We start from the raw sequence: 19,535 nt of genomic DNA, 5'->3' as shown, positions 1-19,535 counted from the left end.
GGACTTTGTGATCAGGAGCGTAGATTGGCCTGTTGCAGTTGCGAAGGCAATTGGGCTTCTGATCTAGCTCTAAATGCTGGCGCCCCTCCCGCTGCCGATACGTGATTGAAGAGTCGCGACGAAGCCGGCACACGTTGTGATGGCACTCATCGCGATGGAGTCGTCCGGTTGATTCTTGATGCCATCTACTTGCTTTTCGGTGAGGCAACCGAAGAATTTTCCCTTCAGAATGTCCATCTTCTCCTTGATTTCGGCGATCTCTAGCGTGTGAGCGATCTTGTTGCGCAGATCGTTGGCTGCCTCCAAGACTTCCCACAAGGGATCCTGGTCTTCGGGCTTCGAAAGAGCCCTGCACTTTTTCATTTTCGCTGCGAATGGCTTTTTGATCCATCGCTTTTTCAGACCGCTCGACGTCATGTAGTCATTCATCGTCTGCTCGGCGAGCAGGTGCGATTTGAGCGCGGCGAGAATGAGTTCATCCATCGCCTTCGCGCGCTCGAATGCTTCCTCGCGACGCTTTTCGAGTTCTGGATCGTCCGGCTTCACTGATCTCTCGCTCTGCGTATGGTGGCACACTCCGATTGCGCACTTCACCGACTCGCAGATTGAAAATTATCTGACTCGCCGTCAAGATTGCATTTGGGGCTTAGGGTAACCATGGGTGTGGGCGCGTCGCCTTGGCCGACGACAATGGATTGGGGAGCCGAGATTGAAAATTCCTGCCAAGATAAAGCTTTGGCCGCACCAGGCGAAGGCTACCAAGATGGCGTCCGCCTATCTGGACTTCACCGTGCAATCCGGCAATCAGCAGAAAGCGGCACTCGTCAATATTCCGACCGGCGGTGGCAAAACCGCGATAATCGGAACCATCGGTCATTGGCATCCGAAGGTCGACGTCCTGCTCGTCGTGGCACCACGAAGCGCGATCCGGGACCAGCTTGCGCGAGAGCTCGGCGGACAGCGCGGCTTCGCCCTCGACGCAATCCCGAAGCGCGGGAACGTTACCGAGGCGCAGTTCGACGAGTACGTCACAGCATTCACGGCTGCTTTCTCGCAATCGTCGCGCACCGCGCGCCTTGCTCCGGCAACCCGGCTCCTCGCGATGAAACGCCCCGACTTCTTCGTCTGCGTGAATGGTGGCAACATGGCAGGTCTTGCCTCCGCGCTTGCGTTTGCGCGTACCACCATCAAGCTCGAAAACTACTGGGAGCGGGTGATCGAGCCCATCCAACAGGCAGCCGTGGTATAACGCCCCACGGCCGACGGGCTGGGAGATGGAGCTGTGGGACGTCCGTGTCGCTATGCTCGATGCTATCTACTACCAACCAAAGCCTAACTGAGGGGGACGGGGCGTCAGCCTTCTCAATCCGTTCCGGGACCCTTGATCTCATGGGGCCAGATTAGAATGACATCGTACTGTACTTTCCTTGTGCTCGACCCGACTCACGTCGAAGCGGTCGACTCGTTGTGCTCGGCTACTGGATGGACAACTCGCTTCATTCCCGACCCATCGGAACGATTTTGGTTTCACAAAAGTGGATTGACGGAGATCTCGCATCCTGCTGCGCTCATCACGCCGCCTGGGGGCTCTATTGCCGGGCAATTGATGGTGATCGACGCGGACGAGACGACGGCCAACAATATCATTGGCCTCGTCTACGCGGCTAGCAACATCATCGAAGGAAATCCTAAGCAACACGCTACTCTCCGCAGAGCTTTTGAACTGCCTGAAAACCCAATTGAGCAACTAGGCGTTTTCCGCGACGTGTTTCGAAGTCGTGGCTTCTTTGAGCAATTCAGGCACAGCTTTGATTTCCCTCTTGCGGTGGCGTTGGCGGCAACAGCGTGGCCCGACAAAGGTTTTGTGTATGCAATCCACAAACTATCGAGAAGCTTCGAAACGGAAAGCATCACATGGTGGTCAACCCATCCAGTGTACGGACAGATTTTTGACAAGCACTCTGAACTCTACTCGAACCACGTTAGCACCTCGATAGCAATCAACCTTGCCTTCTCAGCGATTGAAGAACTCAAGCTTCAAGTGAAATCAAGCGCCGCCAAAGCGCGGTTTCTGGCGGGCGACTGGAACCCTGCTGTGCTAAAAGATTTGTTGGAGAGGCTACAGAATGCGGAGATAGATGTTAGCCAAAAGATGAATTGGATCGTGAGGGGCGATAAATCCAAACCGGAAGCAAGCATCAAGCCAGCACTTGGGGCGCCCGCTCCGTATAGCGACGGTCAAGTCGTTCGTGATGTGGAATTGACGATACCTGAAGCACTCCACATCAGCAGCTTCATTCGAAATTTCATGACGGCACACGGTTTCAGTGAAGCGTCGCCATTCTTAGGCCCGTATGAGGTCTTTAACGTGCAGAGTTTAGCTCGCCGGCTCATCCTATCGAAAAGCCGATTATGGAACGTCAGTACCGAGGATATTTTACGTCGGACCAATTCTGAAACCGAGGGCTAACGACCCTCCAATTCTCGATCCTCCAGAAAAATGAGACGCCTGTTGCGCGCGTTGATCGCCGCTCCGCGCGTATCTGGAGAAATTGACAGGGTGGTCGCGCCAAATCTGCGTCAGCTTAGAACGGCCTACAGACAACTAGCCGAAGGACGGCGAGGTACACGAAGCACTCGCGATTTATCGCGGCCTCTCGGACCTTGAGTAGCGTAAAGCTGCGCTGGAAAGAGAGGGCGATGCATTAAGTGACGGTGGAAGCAGCTTGAGCGACGTCGACCTGCCGAGCACGACCGCCGACAAATTTGCCCGCATCGTCCTCGCCACGTTGCAGGCTTGGCATTTTCCGGAGATCGATCGCGTTCACTTCGAAGCCAAAACGCGCGACCTCGTGATAAACGGCAAGAACCGGATCTCTTTTGGCAAGGGGCTCGGTGCCATCACGCGGGCGGCGTTCACGATCAGCCTCCTTCAATATTGCCGGCAATTTGAAACCCCGCACCCTGGTTTCGTCGTGCTCGACTCTCCCCTGCTGTCTTACAGGGAGCCGGAGGGAGACGGCGATGATCTCAGCGACACAGATCTGAATTTCACTTTTTCGAGTTTCTCGCGAAGCTCCAAGACGACCGGCAGGTTCTAGTGGTCGAAAACACCGATCCTCCGGCAAACATCCAGGCCTCCGCGCAAGTGGTCAAATTCACGAAGATCGAAAGTATTGGCCGCTATGGGTTCTTTCCGGTCGCCACGGAATTTTCGTAGCCGCGAACGCCTTTCTACCCAATCTCAGGATTGAAAATACTAGTGCGATGCGCCTGAAGTGGCGTTGAAAGATTTGGCGTTTTAGATGCTGTCGAGTAGAAGTTCCTTAATGGGGATCGCACTCTATCGACAATACCGGCAAACTCTGAAGGCGACGCCGTTCACGGGCCGCTACATGCCCTATAACTGGTCAAACTTGCCCAATCCGGTGGACGCCCAATGGATGGCGTATTCGTGGATGCTCGACGAATTCGGGCGTGAACTGGCCAATACAGTCAATGGATTTACCAACGACGTCCACAGCCTGGCGGCTTGGTCGACGGTGGTCGGGTCGCTGGCACAAAAAAGGCAGTTTGAGGCTACCCGCGAATTTATCGACAAGCTGGCAACCAGCGCCGTGAACCTTCCCTATGTTGTAAAGGGCCGCTTTGCTTTCGCTGCTGCTCACCTTTGTCATCAGGCTAACATGCTCAAGTTTCCAGCGACTTGGAACGACGACCTCCCGCTCGACTGCGACATCTACCCCCACGTTGCTGACAGCTACGGCAAATCTTGGAAAAGCTACAAGCGCCTGAAGCGCGCGCTTGATGCCATTGGCGCACGTGCCTTTCGCGATGGCACTGGCGACTTCCGAAACGCCTACAATCATCGCTTCTCGCCGCGTTTCGTGGTTGGGATGACACAGCTCGTAACACGAGCCGTCAATGCGTCCACGGGTCAGGTTCGCTACGGGTTTGGGGGGCGTGATCCGCTCGACCTTGCTAAGATTGTGACCTTACTGGAGCAAGAGCAACTGCGCTTCTACGCGGCCTTCGAGAGTTTCCAAGAACTCGTATACGAACACGAAAGAGCAATCCGAAATCACGTCAAACCCACGCTTTGATGTCGCTTTCGATTACAACGCAGACATTCAAATGCAATCTCCGACACTCCCTTTGAGGCGCGTACTGCAGATTTACATCACCCAGTTATTGAGTTCATTGGAGATCGAACATGAATGTTGCATGGGGCTCACGTCTCAGCAGCGAGACTAAGGGGCTCGACGTTATAGGCATCCGAGCCCTCGATCAGAATATCGAGGCCTCGCTGACCAACGGGCTCACGACCATCTCAATTCGTGCCCGATACATTTCGATCCTTCCTTGGGCGATCGGTCAATTCTTCGTGGAAGAGAGTGCTGGCGGCCGCGTGCGGCATGACAAGGATGCGCTTGCCGTCTACCTGAACAGGGTTCGATTTCTTGTGCTCGCTGCGACGTTTGTTGATGAGGGTGCCTCACGGATAGGCGCCATGGGCTCAGACTTCTATCTCGACGAGATGGCCGCTCTTGTCGCGGGCAAGACCGTCAGTATGCCCGACTTCGGCAATGTCGCTGTGCTCGGAACGTATTTCGGGCCCGCCAGCGCGCTCGGACTTGTCGAGTCTCGTCCTGAATCTAGTGGCCTGCCTTTTGGCCTGACCGCGCGCGGCACCGCCATGTATCATGAGCGAAACACGGCGCTCGAAAGCACTCGCCTGCTCAATTTGCTGCGCGAAGGAGGCGATCTTGACTACGACACGGCGCGCGCGGCGGTTCCAGCCTTCTCGCTCGCGAGAATTGCTGATTTTGGTCGCGAGGTGGAGCTGTTACGAGAGGCGTTCGAAGAGGCGTGGGTGCCGGAGAGCCCACTCGCAGCAAAACGAGTTGCCCAAGCCTATCAGCGGATGACCGATACTCGTTCTTGGCTGGATCGAGAGCTCGAATTAGAACCGGCCAGTGCCAGCGAGCTGATCGCCCGAAACTATGATCGCGCGGTGCTTGAGGGCGCGGGCGGCATCGAGCTTGAATGGGCCACCTTCGAGTGGCACCGGCGTGTGCATTTTGCCCTTGAGTTGCTCCTCGCCGCGATGACGAGAACGCTTCTGGACGAAGGCAGCATGTCGGTCGCGCAGGTGGTCGCCCTTTGGTCCTCACACGTTGTTGGGTCAGAGCCGCTCACCGATCACTGGAATTCGCCGATCGACGTCGCTGCGCTTATTGTTCAACCTGGACAATTCAGCGGCGGCCTGTTGCGCTCGAGCGACTTTCATCTCGAACCACACATCCAGGCGATCCGAGCCTTCGAGATACTGGTAACGCAAGCGCGTGACGCACAATCCATCGGCATCACACCAGGTGCAAGTAGCGGGGCCTCGGCACCATCTGCACGAGCGATCCAGCTGGTGGGGGCCGGAGTTGGCACACTCGGCGCGGTGCTCAGCGTCATCTGTGACGAGTGCGTCGCGCAGCGCCATATCGCCAACACGATGCGCAAAATGGGTAACCAGCAGGACTGCTCGCTGCGCTTCTACCCTGACGGTCCAGTCCTCGTTCCCACGGATATCGACTTCAGCCCGAATTATTCTGGCAGCCGTCTGCAGAATACGATGCGTATCCTCGCCGACATAGGCATGCTCAACATAGGCGGAAGCGGCGTGACCGCCGCCAGCGTGACTGACTGATGGCTGAGATCAACGTTCTCCAAAGCCTGGTCGAAGCGAGTAAGCGCGCAACGACTGCCGTAGTCCTAACCCACAACATCGACTTCATGTTTGCGCAGGCGATCCTGGTGAACCGGTTACGCAAGAGCGGCGCCCCGCGGCTCACGGTGTTCGCCGATGCTGGCTGTGCTGCCGCATCTTTTGGCCGGCAGAGCGAGATCGCTGACCGCGTTGGTCGATCATACCGTGTAGTTCCGGTCGATCTTGGAGTCGGGCGGCGCTTCCATCCCAAGGCAATCTTCCTCGCTGGCCCGGAAGGCGCCCGACTCGCCGTCGGAAGCGGCAACCTTGGCCATGGCGGCTGGAGTGGCAATCGCGAGATCTGGACCTATTTCAACTTTCCAGGTGAAGGCGGACCGGCAATCGCGGCCTTCCGCGACTACCTCGAAAAAGTCTGTGACTTGGCTGGGGCGAGCGACGCCGTGCGGGCGACAGTCCTTGACCCGTTCCGCTCAGAAGCATGGGCGGCTGACCTGCCTGGTCCCGATCATCTGCTCGAGCTGCCTGCCGACACTCCGCTGATGGATCGATTGCTTTCCCAATTGCAAGAGCCGCCGGTCTCCTTCGACATGATGGCCCCGTATTTTGACCCTGAGGGGGTGGCGGTCAGTGAGCTTGCAGCCCGCCTCGGCGTGCCGATGCGGGTGCTGATCCAGCATGGTAAGGAGGGGCTCTCTTCCAAGGCCGCAGCCAAACTGCCCCCGTCCGCACGTATCTTTGGAATTACGCCGGGCTCCGAGGAACGGCAAACGATCCACGCCAAGCTTTACGCGGCGCATTACAACGACCGTGTGGTGATAACCGCCGGCAGCGCTAATTGCTCTCGCGCGGCATTGCTGAGTAGTGATAACGGCAACGCCGAGCTTATGGCGGTCACCCATCTTTCCCGCGCAGAATACGAAGAGCTTTTTTCGGGCATCTATATATCGGATGGGCCTCCCGATCTCCCGGAGACCTCGCCGAATGCAGATTGGGACGAGATCGAAAGTCCCCCCGTGCGAGTGCTCACAGCCAGCTTTGACGCCGGTCTACTGGTCGTGCGCTGCGCCTTCGCCGGCGGCGATACGCCATCCGAAATCAAGGTTGTCGTGAACACCGGCTTGCTGATTGCGGTCGCAGACGAAAGCGGCTCATTCTTTGTGACCGTTTCCGATCCAGGATCCCGCCTTTGGGTCGAAATCGACACGGCTGCTGGCGCGGTTCGGAGTGCGCCGATGTGGATCGACCACGAGGCTGAGCTCCGTGTTGGCCGGCCAGAGTTCAACGTTCAGGCGAGCCTTGCCGGCAACGAAGGACCGATCAGCTCCGAAGGCCTCATCGATATCTTTACGCTCGTCGTTGAGCACTACAAAAGCTCGGTACCATGGGCTGCCACGCGGGACGGCAAGAATGCTTCATCTCCGGTCGAATACAATCTGGACGACGTCTTCTCCGCTGGGTTCGGCCGGCGGAGCTGCGCACCGGTCCCAGGCGGGGGTTACCTCACGACCGACGAATGGAGTCTGATGAATGACTATTTCAGGCTTGGCGGGAGCACGCGACGTACCGGGGATTTATCAGACGATTCAACCGACGATGGGGACCCGGCGAAGCCAAAAGAACCACCGGTTCGTACAAGGCCGCTCGAACCGACACAGATACAGAAACTCGCGCGACTGATGGATAGAGCGGTCTCGTCGATGTCGTCTATGGCATTCCTCGAGAGCCGGCCTCCGCCACGCCTTGCTGCCGACATCCGTACAGTCGCTCTGCTTTTGGGTATCGCGAGACGGCGCGAAAGAATGGACAAGGCGAGAGTCGACAGCGCCAGTGCGAAACTATTCCATGCGCTATTCGTCGGAGACGGAAGCCGCCCGCTTCTTGACCTCTACATTGAGGCTCATCCGGAGGCACCCGCGCTCATGCAGTCGTCGGACCTAACGGCTGCGATGACGCTCTGGATCGCGGATCTCTTTAACAAGCCGGAAGCGGGAGCCTGGTTCAGTTTTGCCGCCACACGTCTCGCCGCGGTCCATCCATGGCTGACCCTGGGCAAAGATGATACTGTGGACAGCCTTGAGCGGCTCTCGTTGCATGTTGCGAGGCTCGCAGAAGCCCTGCCCGACTTCTGGCTGAGCTGGGTCCAGGGTGGCGCCGCCATCCGGGCGCTGATGGAACGTCTGACCGACCCGGCTCAACTGCTCGCAACTGTCACTCGTCCGCGCATCTATTCTGGCGAGATTGTTTGGATAGGCGATCAGTTCGCCGTCGCCGAGGCGAACTTCGACAGGAAAAGCAACGCCGACTTCTTCCTGCTACGCGAGGCGCGGCGCGCAAGGTACCAGGGGAGCAGGGCCGTTCCGATTCTCGATGTTATCGATGCGGTGGAGCTTCCCGACGTCGTGAAGCACACCATTAAGCAGATCCTGACGCCGGCTGGGCAAAGGGGATAGAGCGACCCTAGGCTTTGATTTAGCGAGCGATCTCACGACGATACTCTGCTTCAAGTAGTTTCATCTCGCGCAACTACTTCGCGGCGCGTGCCAAACAAAAGGCCTTCTGATGCCGCCGCTAACTGCCGCCAGCTGTAGCGTACAAATCGGACGGGAAGCGATCTCACCGTGATTCCGGCTTGGGTTCGATGCCGGTGGAGGCGAGTGTCCAGACCGTAACGGCATGGAGGCATGCCTGCTGCAGGGGAGCCTGCGTTTATTTTTTGCCAGCTAATACCGCGCATCAGTTGTTGGTATTCCTGTTGGTATCGGCAGCATCCGAAGACGAAAATTAATCTAAATTCAAATGGTTATAGCATTAGGCGATTATCGGCCAGGGGCACCCGACGTGATCGATGTGCTAAGTCGAGGGAGGGGTCATCTCTTCCAGTCGGTGAGATCCTGGCATCGCCCAATCAGTGACAGCGTCCTTAACGCAGCGCTGCGCGTCTCGGATACGACCAGATCGAATTGACCAATGGTGGCCTGCGATCCACCGCGTCAACGCTCCCGATCGAAAGCGGCAAGTGACAAGCGGATGGGATCGAACGTCAAGTCCGTGGCGCCTTTACCCATGCCGCCGAATTCTGGCAGGTGCGCCGTGCGGATAATGCGGTGGTGGGCGGACGAGTTCGACCGGCTAAGGGAGCACGGTCGTGTCGTCAAAATGAATGCCTGAGGAATAGCGCGTTCAAAGTGGGATTGCTCCCTTAAGTCGCACGTCCTTTAGTTCGACATGTTGGTGTCAAGGAGCGCCAGAAGTGAGCGCACCACTACTAGTCGCCGCCGTCCGATCGTTGTCGTGACGATACGCCCAGCTCCTATCAACTCGTAAAGCTTCGTGCGTCCCAAGCCGGTCACTTCGCATGCATCGTCAATTGTGCAGGTGAGCCGCTGGGCGAATGGCATCGTGCTCGGTTCTGCGGCATTCGGAGCGGATAGACTGACTTGTGACTGTTGTCCGCCAGTTTTCTCTCGTCGATTGTATCTCACGCGGCCCTCCTGTTCCCACAATGCTCGACAGGACAAGGGTTGATTGTGCGACGAGCAACGTCAATGCGAACATCCGAGAGCGCTCGCGTACGACAGCGCACGTCAGCGGCGGTTTGAATATTTTTGGACACCAAGGGCGACGAGGAAATTTTTTCGCGAATACGCCAGCGACAGTGAGGCATCGCGCCGAGGCTAATCTGCTGATGTCGGCAGTAAATTCCGCAAGCGCTCGCCGCTGTTCACCAGCGTCTTATTCAACCATTAATCAACGAACGCGGCTGATGGCTACCTAAGTGCCTGAGTTTGCTGGCGCTCCCTAGGGGAATCGAACCCCTGTTTCAGCCTTGAGAGGGCTAAGGCCATTCGGTTCGATGAGCGCTGAAGGATTGGGTGGTTGGTTCGAAATGAGATGCGCTGACTTGGCCGGACCCTCGCAAGGATTCAAATACTGATCATTTATGAGGACGATGCTCCGGATTTGCTACGAGGTACTGGGCGCTGCTCCTCGCTCGCCAGTAAGAAGTTGAGTTGAATTCTGGTTGCGGCGAGGACTCGACCGGTCCCGAGGGAAATGCTTCTGGCGCTCTGACTAACTGACCAGGTTTTTGTAGAGATCCTATCAGGACGCTAATCGACTGCCGCCCTCCCAGTGCCAGTCACAGGGAACCATGTGTAAAGCCGAATGAGACTTTCGATTATCCCGGCCAATGCAAGAGGCCAGCTGCAATAGAACAGCCGAAAAATTCACCGGTTGAAAAACCGTTTTAGTCTTTCTTTCTCAACCGGTGAGCTTCTGTAAGTGCTTGATATAAATGGCGCGCCCGAAGAGATTCGAACTCCTGACCCCCAGATTCGTAGTTTAACGGTGAGGCAGCGAAGCCGGCGCAGCAAAGATCGTGAACCGCCACGCGAGCCGTGATCTGACGTGAGTTGCGGCGCTCGCCGTCGACCTGCGATCACAATTGAGTCATCGCTCCCCGTCCGCCCTCGCCGATTTTACGCTGCGACTTTCGTCCTGCCGCTTCCACGGCGCTTCCACGAGCGAAATTTCCAGCAAAATTGGGAGCAGCAAAAAGCCCTCGAAAACATGCGTTCTCAAGGGCTTGATGACTGGTTGCGGGGATAGGATTTGAACCTATGACCTTCAGGTTATGAGCCTGACGAGCTGTGCGGGAGCGGTCATGGATCCCGGCCCACTCAAATTTTTTGCTGAATTACTCGGCTCAGGCGGAAATCACCCTCCGTATCAGCCTCCACCCGAATCCCAGTCGCCTTGGTCGGTCCGTGTGGCGAGGTGGTGGATCGATAGCCACGTTCAGGGACCTCTCCTCCGAGATGAGGGCGCGAGTAGTAGCTTGTCCGGTGTCACGTTCAGAGCTTTTGCGATTTTCGCCAGGACCACGATTGTCACGTTTCTTTGGCGGCGTTCGACCTGGCTAATATAGGTCCGATCCACCCCCGCCTCATGGGCTAATCCTTCTTGCGACAGCCCAGCCGTCTTTCTGAGCGACCTGACGTTGTCAGCCACGACGCCGATTATTCCTTGATCGTCCTTCCCGACCGCCATCGGCCCAAAGAACGTCGGAGAAGACTATCGATCCACGGACTTTGAGTCCCATTTTTTGGCCGCAAATGTTAACTATCGTCTACATTAAGTTGCTTGATCTAATTGCTCCTCGAGGATCAATGGCCACCTGCAAGATCGCTTTCCACAATAGCAACCTGGCTCCGAAGCCTGCCTACGATGACTGACACGGTGGAAGCGTTCTGGGAGATTAGCGAATTGGGACCTTTGGGTCCCATATCATACCGCGCCGGCTATCGCCTCCGGGCGGCTATTATCTGCAATGTAGAGCTACCTGCAGCGATCGTTGAGGCAGCCATCTTAGCTAAGTCAGCGCTTGCGATAACGATCACCCCCGACGGACACGTTAGATCCAGCGTAGGTGGAAGTGCGGGCTCCACGTCGAGAGCAGAACCGATCGACCAGCTCATCGCCCAGTTGCTTTCAATCGAAAATCTACACCTCGAGGAGATCTCGGCGGGGGATTTGGCTTTGCTGTTAGAGCGGCTTGAGCGGTCGGTAGAACTTGTTCGACAGGTTATGAAGCATGGGTCGAATTAGCAATCCCTCGTGTCGGCGAAACGCGTCGCGGTCAGAATTGCTGTTGTCGGAAGGCGCTGCCGCGCTGGTTGGAACGCGACGTGTGACTGCTTACGCGACCCGATCCAAGCTGACGGGATGAGGCAATCCGCCGCCGCGGCCATGGACCACGCAGATTCGATCATCTGGCCTCGTTTGCATCAAAAGCTGCGGCGACGTTCGGAAGCTCGCCAAAGGTAGGGGTGACCTCAATGTCCTGTGGGGCAACGATACTGTGCCTGCTGCGACCAGCAAGCACGCCCAATTGCAAGTCTTCGAGGCGCGGCCGCGCTCCGCTGGACTTAGAGCGGTCAGGGTCGCAAACTCGGACCTAAGCCGATAGGTAGCCCCCGCCGCTGGTTACGCGCGATGGTTAACCTGTTAAGTGCCGCCGATCCTGACCTCGTCGACGATGCCGGCCGAGTTACGGATGAGGCGGCAGGCCTCGCTGCCGAATGCCTACGCCGACGCAACGATAGCCTCATCGGCACCGATCGGTCCGAGTTCGGTCGCACTTGCGCTGCTGCCGGCGCGATTCCGGAATTCTCCGAACGACAAACCCAAATGGAGCATGCAGACGAATTTCACGAAGAGACTGCGCCACTTGAGCACGTTGTGGCGACACGTAGTGCGCCAATGGCGCCAAATCTTGGATGTGCAGACAACGACTTAGCCGCTCTTGGGCGATAGTGCTTTTATCTTGCTCTACACCCTACCCTGCCCCGTCCCCAAGCTTGGCTGGTCTGGCTTTGCTTACATTGCCAACTTCATCCACCCTGGTTCAATGGGAGCGACGTGAAGTAGAGGCCTTTCGCTCAACAAATTGAAATCAGTTTGAGCCCTGAGAGCAGGTGTGGACACGTCCCTGCAGCTCGTGAGAACCGACGAAATAGCACGTCCGGACATCGAAAATCGGGGCTCGATCCGACGCGAAATTCCGAGGATCAGCCCAAACAGTGTCCCAGGATCTGTCCGATTGATCGCATTTTGGCGGGCGGCGAAGCTCCTCTTCTGAACGCAAAATGCTCTTCTGCTTCCTCCCAAAGCAGCGCAAGAAACGCAAAAGGCCCCGCCTCCGAGGAGGCGGGGCCGATGGTCCCGGGCGATCAGTCGCCGTTGCGGCGCGACCAGATCAGGCTGAAGCCTTCGTCGCCTTCGACCTTCACCAGCGAGGCGTAGATCGGCGCCGGGAAGCTCGGATCGTCGAGTTTGACCGAGAGATATTCGCGATCGGTCTCGCGGGCGGTCTTCTTCCAGGCGGCGCCGAACTCGGTGGCGCCGGCGAAGATACGGTAGTCGGGAGCCTTGTCGTTGTCCTTCTCCGATGCCACGAACTTTGCCTTGATGTTCAGCGTCAGCGTCTTGATCGAGCCGGTGTATCCGTTGTCCGATGCGGTGAAGGTGCCGATGGTCGCCATGGTAATCTCCGTCTGTTGCTCGGGCCGCGCCCATCGCAGCCTCGATGGCGATCCTTGGCCCGGGGAGCGATCGGCCCGCAGCCTAAGGCCCGCAGCGCCAGCGGAGGACGGCGAAAGCCGGCTTTTTTGTTTTCCCGCGAGGAATGCCGCCGCTTGGCGGCAGGGGAAAAAAGCAGGCGTAGCCGTTGCAGGAAGACGATCGAGGCTCTTGCCGTCCCTCGGGCTTGATCGGCCCATTCGAGGTTGCGTTGGACGCGAGTCCATGAGCGAACTGATGGCGATTTTCGTGGCGACCGCCCCCCGCCGCAGCACCGGGACACGGCTGAATCGGTTGAAGATAGGTCGATGTCTGCGCATCAATCGCAGGGTGGACGCAGCCGGACCAACACAAGCGAACCCAGCGACATTTGCGCGTAAGGAGCCGGCGGTACCGCCAGAATTATCGGCCAAAGCGCGCTCTCGAAGCCTGCCATCATGACATGATCGAGGCGTCTGGCCCAATCGCTTCGCTCTTCAAAAGGAGGCGAAACAGTTGCCCCGGACGCGCCGAACGGACAGATTGTAGCCCTCATCCGAGCGAGGGCTTGCGTCGACAAGCCGTTACTTTGGACCGATCGAACCAGCCGCGCGCCATCAGGCACGTGGCCAAAATTTTGGAGCCGGCCGGGGCCGCCCTCGCGGCCCCGGCGCTGGCTTCATTCCGCAGCTTGCGAATGGAGCTCGCTGCCTTGCGCCTCGCTTTGCACATCGGTTTGCCCCTGCGACGCGGCCGTCCGCAGCAACGACGGGAGCCAGCCCGTCGCCGCCAACAGCTGCTCTGCGGCTTGCGCATGTCAGCCTTCGTCATGGCCGACATGCGCTCAGTCGCCTCCTCGCCCACGCCTTCGCGCACGGCTTCCAGAATGCCCGCCTTGGTGACACGGCCGAGACAACTGCGCACTGTCGGGCGCCAGCAACTGGTCATGTCGAGGGCCACGGCTTCGGCCAAACGATCGGCTGCCGCCAAGGCGCGCGGCCTGCGATCCCACGGCAATTTGACCGCATTGACGGTGAGCGCAACGCAATGCGCGAACAACGCCATGCGGCTGTCGTGGTCAAGTTCGGCCACAAAAGTCCACAAGGAGATCGCGTCCCGAGGTATCTGCCTTGCCCAGTTGTCATTGCCTGCAATTCCAGGAAAGAGGCCAGAAACTGCAAGCTCGGCAAAAGCTCGACAAGCATCGCGAGAAAAACCGCCCAGCGGATTACCTGCGACCATATAACATGACGGTACCTCACCAAACCGCGGTTCGTGTTGCCTACATACGGCCGAAAGCCGCCCACACCCCGTCTTCGCCGTCCCAGCTGCCGCGACTCGCTGCCTTGGAGTACTCCGTGGCGCGCTGCTCGAAGAAGTTGGCGTGCTCGACGCCATTGAGAATCTCGACGAGCCACGGCAGCGGATGCGCCTTGAGCTGGGAGAACCCGCCCTCCTTAGCCTCGAAGAAGCCGAAGACCGGGGCAATCCGGAGTTGGGTCAGTCGCCAGTCGGCGACATAGCGGACGTAGGTGTGGATCTGCTCAGGCCGCATGCCCTCGATCGTGCCGAGGCCGAAGGCGAGATCGACGAAGTTCTCCTCCAGCTTCACCATGGTCTTGGCGACGTCGACAATGTCGTCGCGGACCGAGCGCGTCACCGCGCCGGTTTCCCGGTGCCATTCGTGAAATAACTTGATGACGCCCTCGCAGTGGAGACTCTCGTCGCGCACTGACCAGCTTACGATCTGTCCCATGCCGTTCATCTTGTTGTGGCGCGGGAAGTTGAGCAGCATGGCGAAGCTCGCGAACAACGCCATACCTTCGGTGAAGGCGCCGAACATTGCCAGCGTGCGCGCGACATCGGACACGGTGTCAACGCCGAACTCGTGCATGTAATCCGCCTTGGCGCGCATCTCCGCATAGCCGCGGAATGCCTCGAACTCGGTCTTGGGCATGCCGAGCGTCTTGAGCAGCAGCGCATAGGCGTCGATATGGACCGTCTCCATGTTGGTGAAGGCGGCCATCATCATCTGAACGGTGAGCGGCTGGAAAATCGGGATGTAGCGCTTGAGATAGTTGTCGCCGACCTCGATGTCCGACTGAGTGAAGAAACGGAAGATCTGGGTGAGCAGCGCGCGCTCGTTGGCGGTGACGCGGTCCGACGCCCAGTCCTTGAGGTCGGTGCCGAGCGGCACCTCCTCGCCCATCCAGTGGGTCTGCTGCTGGCGCTTCCAGAACTCGTAGGCCCAGGCGTAGCGATCGACGTCATAGCTGCCGGTCGAGTCCAGGAGGCCGACGCGTCCCTTGCCGATCAGCGTGCGCGGATCGACGGCCGAGAAATCGATCACTGACATGCGAGGCACTCCTCATAGTCGGTGCGCTGCGGCGCCAGCGGCGCGGCCTTGTCGCCGTCGGCGGTCTTGCCGGCGAACGCCGCGCGCGAGATCGATTTTGAACGGCAGTAGTAGAGGCTCTTCACCCCGCGCTTCCATGCCGTCCAGTGCAGCATGTGGAGGTCCCACTTATCGACGTCGGCCGGCAGATAGAGGTTGATCGACTGGCTCTGGCAGATGAACGCGGCGCGATCGGCGGCAAGCTCGATGATCCAGCGCTGGTCGATCTCGAAGGCGGTGCGAAAGATCGCTTTCTCGTGCTCCGACAGGATGTCGAGATGGGCGACCGACCCCTCGTGCGCGATGATCGACTGCCAGGTCGCCAAGATGTCGGCGCCCTTGGCGGTCAGCACCTTGGCGAGATGCGGATTGCGCACCGAGATGGCGCCGGACAACGTCTTGTGGGTGTAGATGTTGGCCGGGATCGGCTCGGTGCAGGCGCTGGTGCCGCCGCAGATGATGCTAATCGAGGCGGTCGGCGCGATCGCGATCTTGTGGCTGAAGCGCGCCATCACGCCGCGTTCCAGGGCATCCGGGCACGGGCCGCGCTCGCGAGCGAGCGCCACCGATGCCGCGTCGGCATCGCGACGGATTTTCTGGAACATGTTCAGATTGAACGACTTGGCCAGGACACTCTCCATCGGAATGCCCTTGGCCTGGAGAAACGAGTGGAAGCCCATCACGCCGAGGCCGACGGAGCGCTCGCGCAGGGCGGCGTAGCGGGCACGCTTCATGCCGTCCGGCGCCACCCTGATGAAATGGGTGAGCACGTTATCGAGGAAGCGCATGACGTCCTCGATGAAGCCGGGCTCCTCATTCCATTGATCCCAGGCCTCGAGGTTGAGCGACGACAGGCAGCACACCGCGGTGCGCTCCTCATCGCGATGATCAATGCCGGTCGGCAGCGTAATCTCGCTGCACAGGTTGGAGGTCGAGACCTTGAGGCCGAGCTCGCGCTGGTGCTTGGGGAGCGAGCGGTTCACGGTGTCGATGAACAAGAGATAAGGCTCGCCGGTCTGCAGCCGGTTCTCAAGGATTCGTTGCCACAGCTGGCGGGCGTCGATCTCGCGGACGACCTCGTTCGTCTTCGGGCTGCGCAGAGCGAACGCGGTGCCGGCGCCCACCGCATCCATGAACTCGTCGGTGACGTTGATGCCGTGATGCAGGTTGAGGCTCTTGCGGTTGAAGTCGCCGGACGCCTTGCGGATCTCGAGGAACTCCTCGATCTCGGGATGGTGGATATCGAGATAGACCGCCGCCGAGCCCCGCCGCAACGAGCCCTGGCTGATCGCCAGCGTCAGGCCGTCCATGACGTGGATGAACGGGATGATGCCTGAGGTGACGCCGCCCTTCACCTTCTCGCCGATCGAGCGAACATTGCCCCAGTAGGTGCCGATGCCGCCGCCGTTGGAGGCAAGCAAGACGTTTTCGTTCCAGGTGCCGACGATGCCTTCGAGCGAGTCCGGCACCGAGTTAACGAAGCACGAGATCGGCAGGCCGCGCGTGGTGCCGCCGTTAGAGAGCACCGGTGTGGCCGGCATGAACCACAGCCGAGACATCGCATCATAGAGACGTTGAGCATGCGCAACATCGTCCGCGAAGGCGCAAGACACCCGTGCGAACATGTCCTGGAGGCTTTCGCCGGCGAGCAGATAACGGTCGGTCAGCGTCAGCTTGCCGAACGATGCCAGCAGGTCGTCGCGCGACCGATCGAGCGTGAGGTCGGACGGCTTTGGCGATGGCGCAAGGGGCCACGGCAGCGGAGCCGGCGATGGCGGCGGCACAAGATACAGCTCTGGCGCGGTAGGCTTTGCATGCGCTGGCCGCGGCGGCATACTCGGCTCAATGAGATGACCATGCTGATCGAAGTTGTAGGACTGCGACATCGGCAACCCCGCGATGTTTGGGGCTGGGGCCGCGGACAACTTGCAAGAAGACCGGGCAAATGTTCCCAGCTGCAAGCGCCCCACCGGGCACCCCGCCCGAGGACGTTCGTTCTGTCGCGGCAGGTCTCCTGGCTCGCGGGTCGCTGCAGCTGTCGGCCTTCCCGGCGCTGTCGCGCCAGTGACCATGATGACAACCGCTCGCCGCTTACAGTTGCGGGGGCAGCCCCGGAATAGCCGTTGCCGGCGCACCGGGTTCCCTCTTAGCTTCCATCCTCCGAGATGTTGGAATAGAAGACCGTAACAGACCTACATATAGGGGTCGCTCGCCGAGATTCGTCAAGTCGGCACCGTCACGTTACGGAAATGGAGCGGCCGAGGGATAGACGACCGGCATGCCGACCGCCCGGGCCCCTCTTTATCGCCGCCGGCGCGCCCCCGCTCGCCGCGACAAACGGCATTTGGACGAAGTTGTTATCGCGATCGGGCGGACAACATTGGCTCTGACGCGCTGTCGACCAGAATGGCTTCGTTCTCGAGGTCTTGATCCTGCGCCCAAAGAAAGTCGCGCGCTGCGCAGCGGCTCATGAAATGTTGAAATCCGCCGGCACGCCGCCGGGCGTGATGATCACGGACAAGCTCCGTTTATACGGCGCTGCGGGGGCGAAGATGGGCTTTCACGTTGAACATCACCAGCACAAAGCTCTCAACAACGAGGGCGCGCAAGCTTGGCTCGCTGATGCGCTCGCCGCATCGCCGGCATCCCCACTAAGGCTACGCCCGACAAGGCTGAGAAAATGATCCGCAATCTTGCGCGTCGACTCGACCTGCAATGGCCCGGCGTAGCGGCGAGCATCCTCGAAGGCCTTGACGAAATCCTGACTGTCGTCCGGTTGAAGTTGCCGAAGGAGCTTCGTCGATCGCTCGCCTGTACCAACATCGCCGAGAACATGATGGGCACCATTCGCCGCGTCACACACAAGTCAAACGCTGGCGGGATGCCGGTATGGCCTTGCGATAGATCGCGGCCGGCATGATCGAGGCCAACAAGGGCTTCCGACGATTGAAGGCGCATTAAGCAATTGTTGGTTCTGCGTGCGGCTCTTCAAGCCCACCACAATCACATGACGATCAACCTCGTTGCGCACGTTACGAGGGCCGCGCAAGTTCATTCTGGCAACGTCGGCCCGACCTAGTTCAACAGCGATTGGGACATTCACCACTTCGGGGCGGCGTTCTCGCTCGGGCACGTGCGTGGTTAACACATGCTTAACGAGATCGAATAGCGAGCGCTACCAGATAAGGTAGGTGACCGGGACGACATAGAGACGTAGCAGTTTCGCCCGAAACTGGCCGTGAAATTCGATATCGACTAATCAATTTGCTTGGGGCTCCGGCGCTTCCCGGCCTGCGGGCGCGATGCGCTCTGATGACTTTTGAAGGAACTGCAAATGAACCGAACCGTCGCAAGCCTGCTCGTGCTCGCCGCTGGCGCCGGTGTGCGGCGACGAGGCCAAGATACGGCAAGACACGTCCGAACTGCGTCGCATCTGCGCGGAGTGGTTGCCGAACTCTAACGATGCGCCGCGTGTGTGCTTTGCTGCACTTAATATGGAGCGCGCGGCGCGCAAACCGGCCGTTCGCACTAACGACGACGAGACGCGAAAGGCACGCGTCGCGCTGCCCTACATCGATTGCGATGGCGAGTTTACCGTACGGAATGGTCGCTTGGGCCTCTATATCGACGGACGCTTCGTCTCCGACAACATCTCGGGAAGTACTTGGGGGCTATTCACGTGTGGGGTGGAGAGGAAATGCGCTACACGCTGGTGTTTGATGACAATCTATCACACGCGACGCTTGGGGCCGCAAGCGGCGCCCCGCGGCTAGCGTTACCATAGCGGCGCGTCTGAATCACGATCAGCCCAGGCTGAGAATCGCGCGGGTGAGTGCGGCATCAACGATCCTGACTCTTACGCGTCGTGCGCCTTGACGTGGCAAAAGGGCCAGACGCTCGTGTCTCGCGTCTACAACAGCGACTTCGTCACGCGCAATTTCGCACAGCTGCTTCCCGGGATTCTGACGCTTGGCGAGCCGCGATGGCAGCAAGCAGTCGGCCAGCGGTCCGGCCACGGCCTTGCCAGTGCACTCCGAACGCGAACAAGCGGCGACAAGGAATATCACGCGCGGTGCAAGCGCTCCCTGATCGTGATCACCATTTCCACGAGGTCGTGATCGCTATTTCCAGCGGATCGTTATCGGGGACAGCGAGCCGGACACACCACTGACAGTCTGCAACCAAGTAGGTGGTCTTTTTGCCTGACAGCCAAGGATCGAGCTGCCGACAGAGACGGTCCATGCGGCGCCTGGAGGCGGCAGACGCTAAGCCGACCGGTATCGGCGGTCTTCAACGTATAGTATATGCGCGAGCAAGTGGCCAAGCTCTCCGGTGCACACGACCTGACCACATCCTTCA

General features: G+C 59.1%; 13 protein-coding genes, 1 tRNA gene, 2 pseudogenes and 1 riboswitch. Of the genes and pseudogenes, 8 read left to right on the top strand and 8 right to left on the bottom strand.

What is annotated here, in order from left to right; translation table 11 throughout:
* Nucleotides 1-69: 69 nt before the first annotated feature.
* A complete protein-coding gene (locus AC0QUY_RS27500; RefSeq protein ID WP_475389327.1) occupies nucleotides 70-546 on the bottom strand; it encodes a hypothetical protein in 477 nt (158 codons plus the stop codon).
* 115 nt (nucleotides 547-661) lie between these two features.
* On the opposite strand from AC0QUY_RS27500, the gene AC0QUY_RS27495 reads away from it, so the two are divergent.
* The 6 genes from AC0QUY_RS27495 to AC0QUY_RS27470 all read left to right on the top strand — a co-directional run bounded on the left by AC0QUY_RS27495 (nucleotide 662) and on the right by AC0QUY_RS27470 (nucleotide 8,172).
* Complete coding sequence (locus tag AC0QUY_RS27495) at nucleotides 662-1,249, top strand: DEAD/DEAH box helicase family protein (RefSeq protein ID WP_475389326.1); 588 nt, start codon at nucleotides 662-664, stop codon at nucleotides 1,247-1,249.
* Between the two features lie 291 nt (nucleotides 1,250-1,540).
* The gene (locus tag AC0QUY_RS27490; RefSeq protein WP_475389324.1) at nucleotides 1,541-2,470 is read left to right on the top strand and encodes a hypothetical protein; all 930 of its coding nucleotides are present in this window, start codon (nucleotides 1,541-1,543) and stop codon (nucleotides 2,468-2,470) included.
* A gap of 256 nt (nucleotides 2,471-2,726) precedes the next feature.
* On the top strand, nucleotides 2,727-3,101 hold the full coding sequence (locus AC0QUY_RS27485; protein ID WP_475389323.1) for a hypothetical protein: 375 nt from the start codon (nucleotides 2,727-2,729) through the stop codon (nucleotides 3,099-3,101).
* 228 nt (nucleotides 3,102-3,329) lie between these two features.
* Nucleotides 3,330-4,103, top strand: coding sequence for an integrase (locus AC0QUY_RS27480; RefSeq protein ID WP_475389321.1), 774 nt, complete (start codon nucleotides 3,330-3,332; stop codon nucleotides 4,101-4,103).
* Nucleotides 4,104-4,213: 110 nt separating this feature from the next.
* Nucleotides 4,214-5,701, top strand: coding sequence for a hypothetical protein (locus AC0QUY_RS27475; RefSeq protein WP_475389319.1), 1,488 nt, complete (start codon nucleotides 4,214-4,216; stop codon nucleotides 5,699-5,701).
* Entirely contained in the window at nucleotides 5,701-8,172 is a 2,472-nt protein-coding gene (locus AC0QUY_RS27470; protein WP_475389318.1) for a phospholipase D-like domain-containing protein, read from the top strand. Before AC0QUY_RS27475 ends, AC0QUY_RS27470 begins: the two co-directional genes overlap by 1 nt.
* 765 nt (nucleotides 8,173-8,937) lie before the next feature.
* On the opposite strand, the gene AC0QUY_RS27465 is transcribed toward AC0QUY_RS27470, so the two are convergent.
* From AC0QUY_RS27465 to AC0QUY_RS27435, 7 genes are all read right to left on the bottom strand, one after another.
* Nucleotides 8,938-9,120, bottom strand: coding sequence for a helix-turn-helix domain-containing protein (locus AC0QUY_RS27465; RefSeq protein ID WP_044590027.1), 183 nt, complete (start codon nucleotides 9,118-9,120; stop codon nucleotides 8,938-8,940).
* Nucleotides 9,121-9,511: 391 nt separating this feature from the next.
* Nucleotides 9,512-9,629: transfer RNA gene (locus tag AC0QUY_RS27460), tRNA-Glu, on the bottom strand.
* 890 nt (nucleotides 9,630-10,519) lie between these two features.
* Nucleotides 10,520-10,771 (bottom strand): helix-turn-helix domain-containing protein, encoded by a 252-nt coding sequence (locus AC0QUY_RS27455; protein ID WP_161851816.1) that lies wholly within the window; start codon nucleotides 10,769-10,771, stop codon nucleotides 10,520-10,522.
* Nucleotides 10,772-12,453: 1,682 nt separating this feature from the next.
* Nucleotides 12,454-12,765, bottom strand: a complete 312-nt coding sequence (locus AC0QUY_RS27450; RefSeq protein ID WP_161851815.1) for a DUF736 domain-containing protein — start codon at nucleotides 12,763-12,765, stop codon at nucleotides 12,454-12,456.
* A gap of 568 nt (nucleotides 12,766-13,333) precedes the next feature.
* Complete coding sequence (locus AC0QUY_RS27445) at nucleotides 13,334-14,023, bottom strand: hypothetical protein (protein WP_371419412.1); 690 nt, start codon at nucleotides 14,021-14,023, stop codon at nucleotides 13,334-13,336.
* Between the two features lie 40 nt (nucleotides 14,024-14,063).
* The gene (locus AC0QUY_RS27440) at nucleotides 14,064-15,137 is read right to left on the bottom strand and encodes a ribonucleotide-diphosphate reductase subunit beta (protein ID WP_202639252.1); all 1,074 of its coding nucleotides are present in this window, start codon (nucleotides 15,135-15,137) and stop codon (nucleotides 14,064-14,066) included.
* Nucleotides 15,128-17,062, bottom strand: coding sequence for a ribonucleoside-diphosphate reductase subunit alpha (locus tag AC0QUY_RS27435; RefSeq protein ID WP_202639251.1), 1,935 nt, complete (start codon nucleotides 17,060-17,062; stop codon nucleotides 15,128-15,130). The genes AC0QUY_RS27440 and AC0QUY_RS27435 overlap by 10 nt, the downstream gene beginning before the upstream one ends.
* A 101-nt stretch (nucleotides 17,063-17,163) precedes the next feature.
* Nucleotides 17,164-17,377: riboswitch (cobalamin riboswitch) on the bottom strand.
* A 107-nt stretch (nucleotides 17,378-17,484) separates the two neighbouring features.
* Between AC0QUY_RS27435 and AC0QUY_RS27430 the strand changes: the two are divergent.
* Together AC0QUY_RS27430 and AC0QUY_RS27425 are read left to right on the top strand one after the other, a co-directional pair.
* Nucleotides 17,485-17,773 (top strand): annotated as a pseudogene (locus AC0QUY_RS27430) (DDE-type integrase/transposase/recombinase); the annotation flags it as partial.
* 68 nt (nucleotides 17,774-17,841) lie between these two features.
* Nucleotides 17,842-18,255, top strand: a pseudogene (locus tag AC0QUY_RS27425) (IS256 family transposase); the annotation flags it as partial.
* Between the last annotated feature and the right edge of the window lie 1,280 nt (nucleotides 18,256-19,535).

The sequence above is a fragment of the Bradyrhizobium sp. WYCCWR15520 genome (assembly GCF_056174665.1).
Note: the sequence above shows the minus strand (reverse complement) of the source record. Positions and strands in the feature narration are given on the sequence as shown.

Bases quoted from the DNA above. Each gene is read 5' to 3' on its own strand.
- AC0QUY_RS27480 (WP_475389321.1), top strand. From the start codon at position 3,330: ATGGGGATCGCACTCTATCGACAATACCGGCAAACTCTGAAGGCGACG.
- AC0QUY_RS27475 (WP_475389319.1), top strand. From the start codon at position 4,214: ATGAATGTTGCATGGGGCTCACGTCTCAGCAGCGAGACTAAGGGGCTC.
- AC0QUY_RS27470 (WP_475389318.1), top strand. From the start codon at position 5,701: ATGGCTGAGATCAACGTTCTCCAAAGCCTGGTCGAAGCGAGTAAGCGC.
- AC0QUY_RS27465 (WP_044590027.1), bottom strand. From the start codon at position 9,120: ATGCCATTCGCCCAGCGGCTCACCTGCACAATTGACGATGCATGCGAA.
- AC0QUY_RS27455 (WP_161851816.1), bottom strand. From the start codon at position 10,771: ATGGCGGTCGGGAAGGACGATCAAGGAATAATCGGCGTCGTGGCTGAC.
- AC0QUY_RS27450 (WP_161851815.1), bottom strand. From the start codon at position 12,765: ATGGCGACCATCGGCACCTTCACCGCATCGGACAACGGATACACCGGC.
- AC0QUY_RS27445 (WP_371419412.1), bottom strand. From the start codon at position 14,023: ATGGTCGCAGGTAATCCGCTGGGCGGTTTTTCTCGCGATGCTTGTCGA.
- AC0QUY_RS27440 (WP_202639252.1), bottom strand. From the start codon at position 15,137: ATGTCAGTGATCGATTTCTCGGCCGTCGATCCGCGCACGCTGATCGGC.
- AC0QUY_RS27435 (WP_202639251.1), bottom strand. From the start codon at position 17,062: ATGTCGCAGTCCTACAACTTCGATCAGCATGGTCATCTCATTGAGCCG.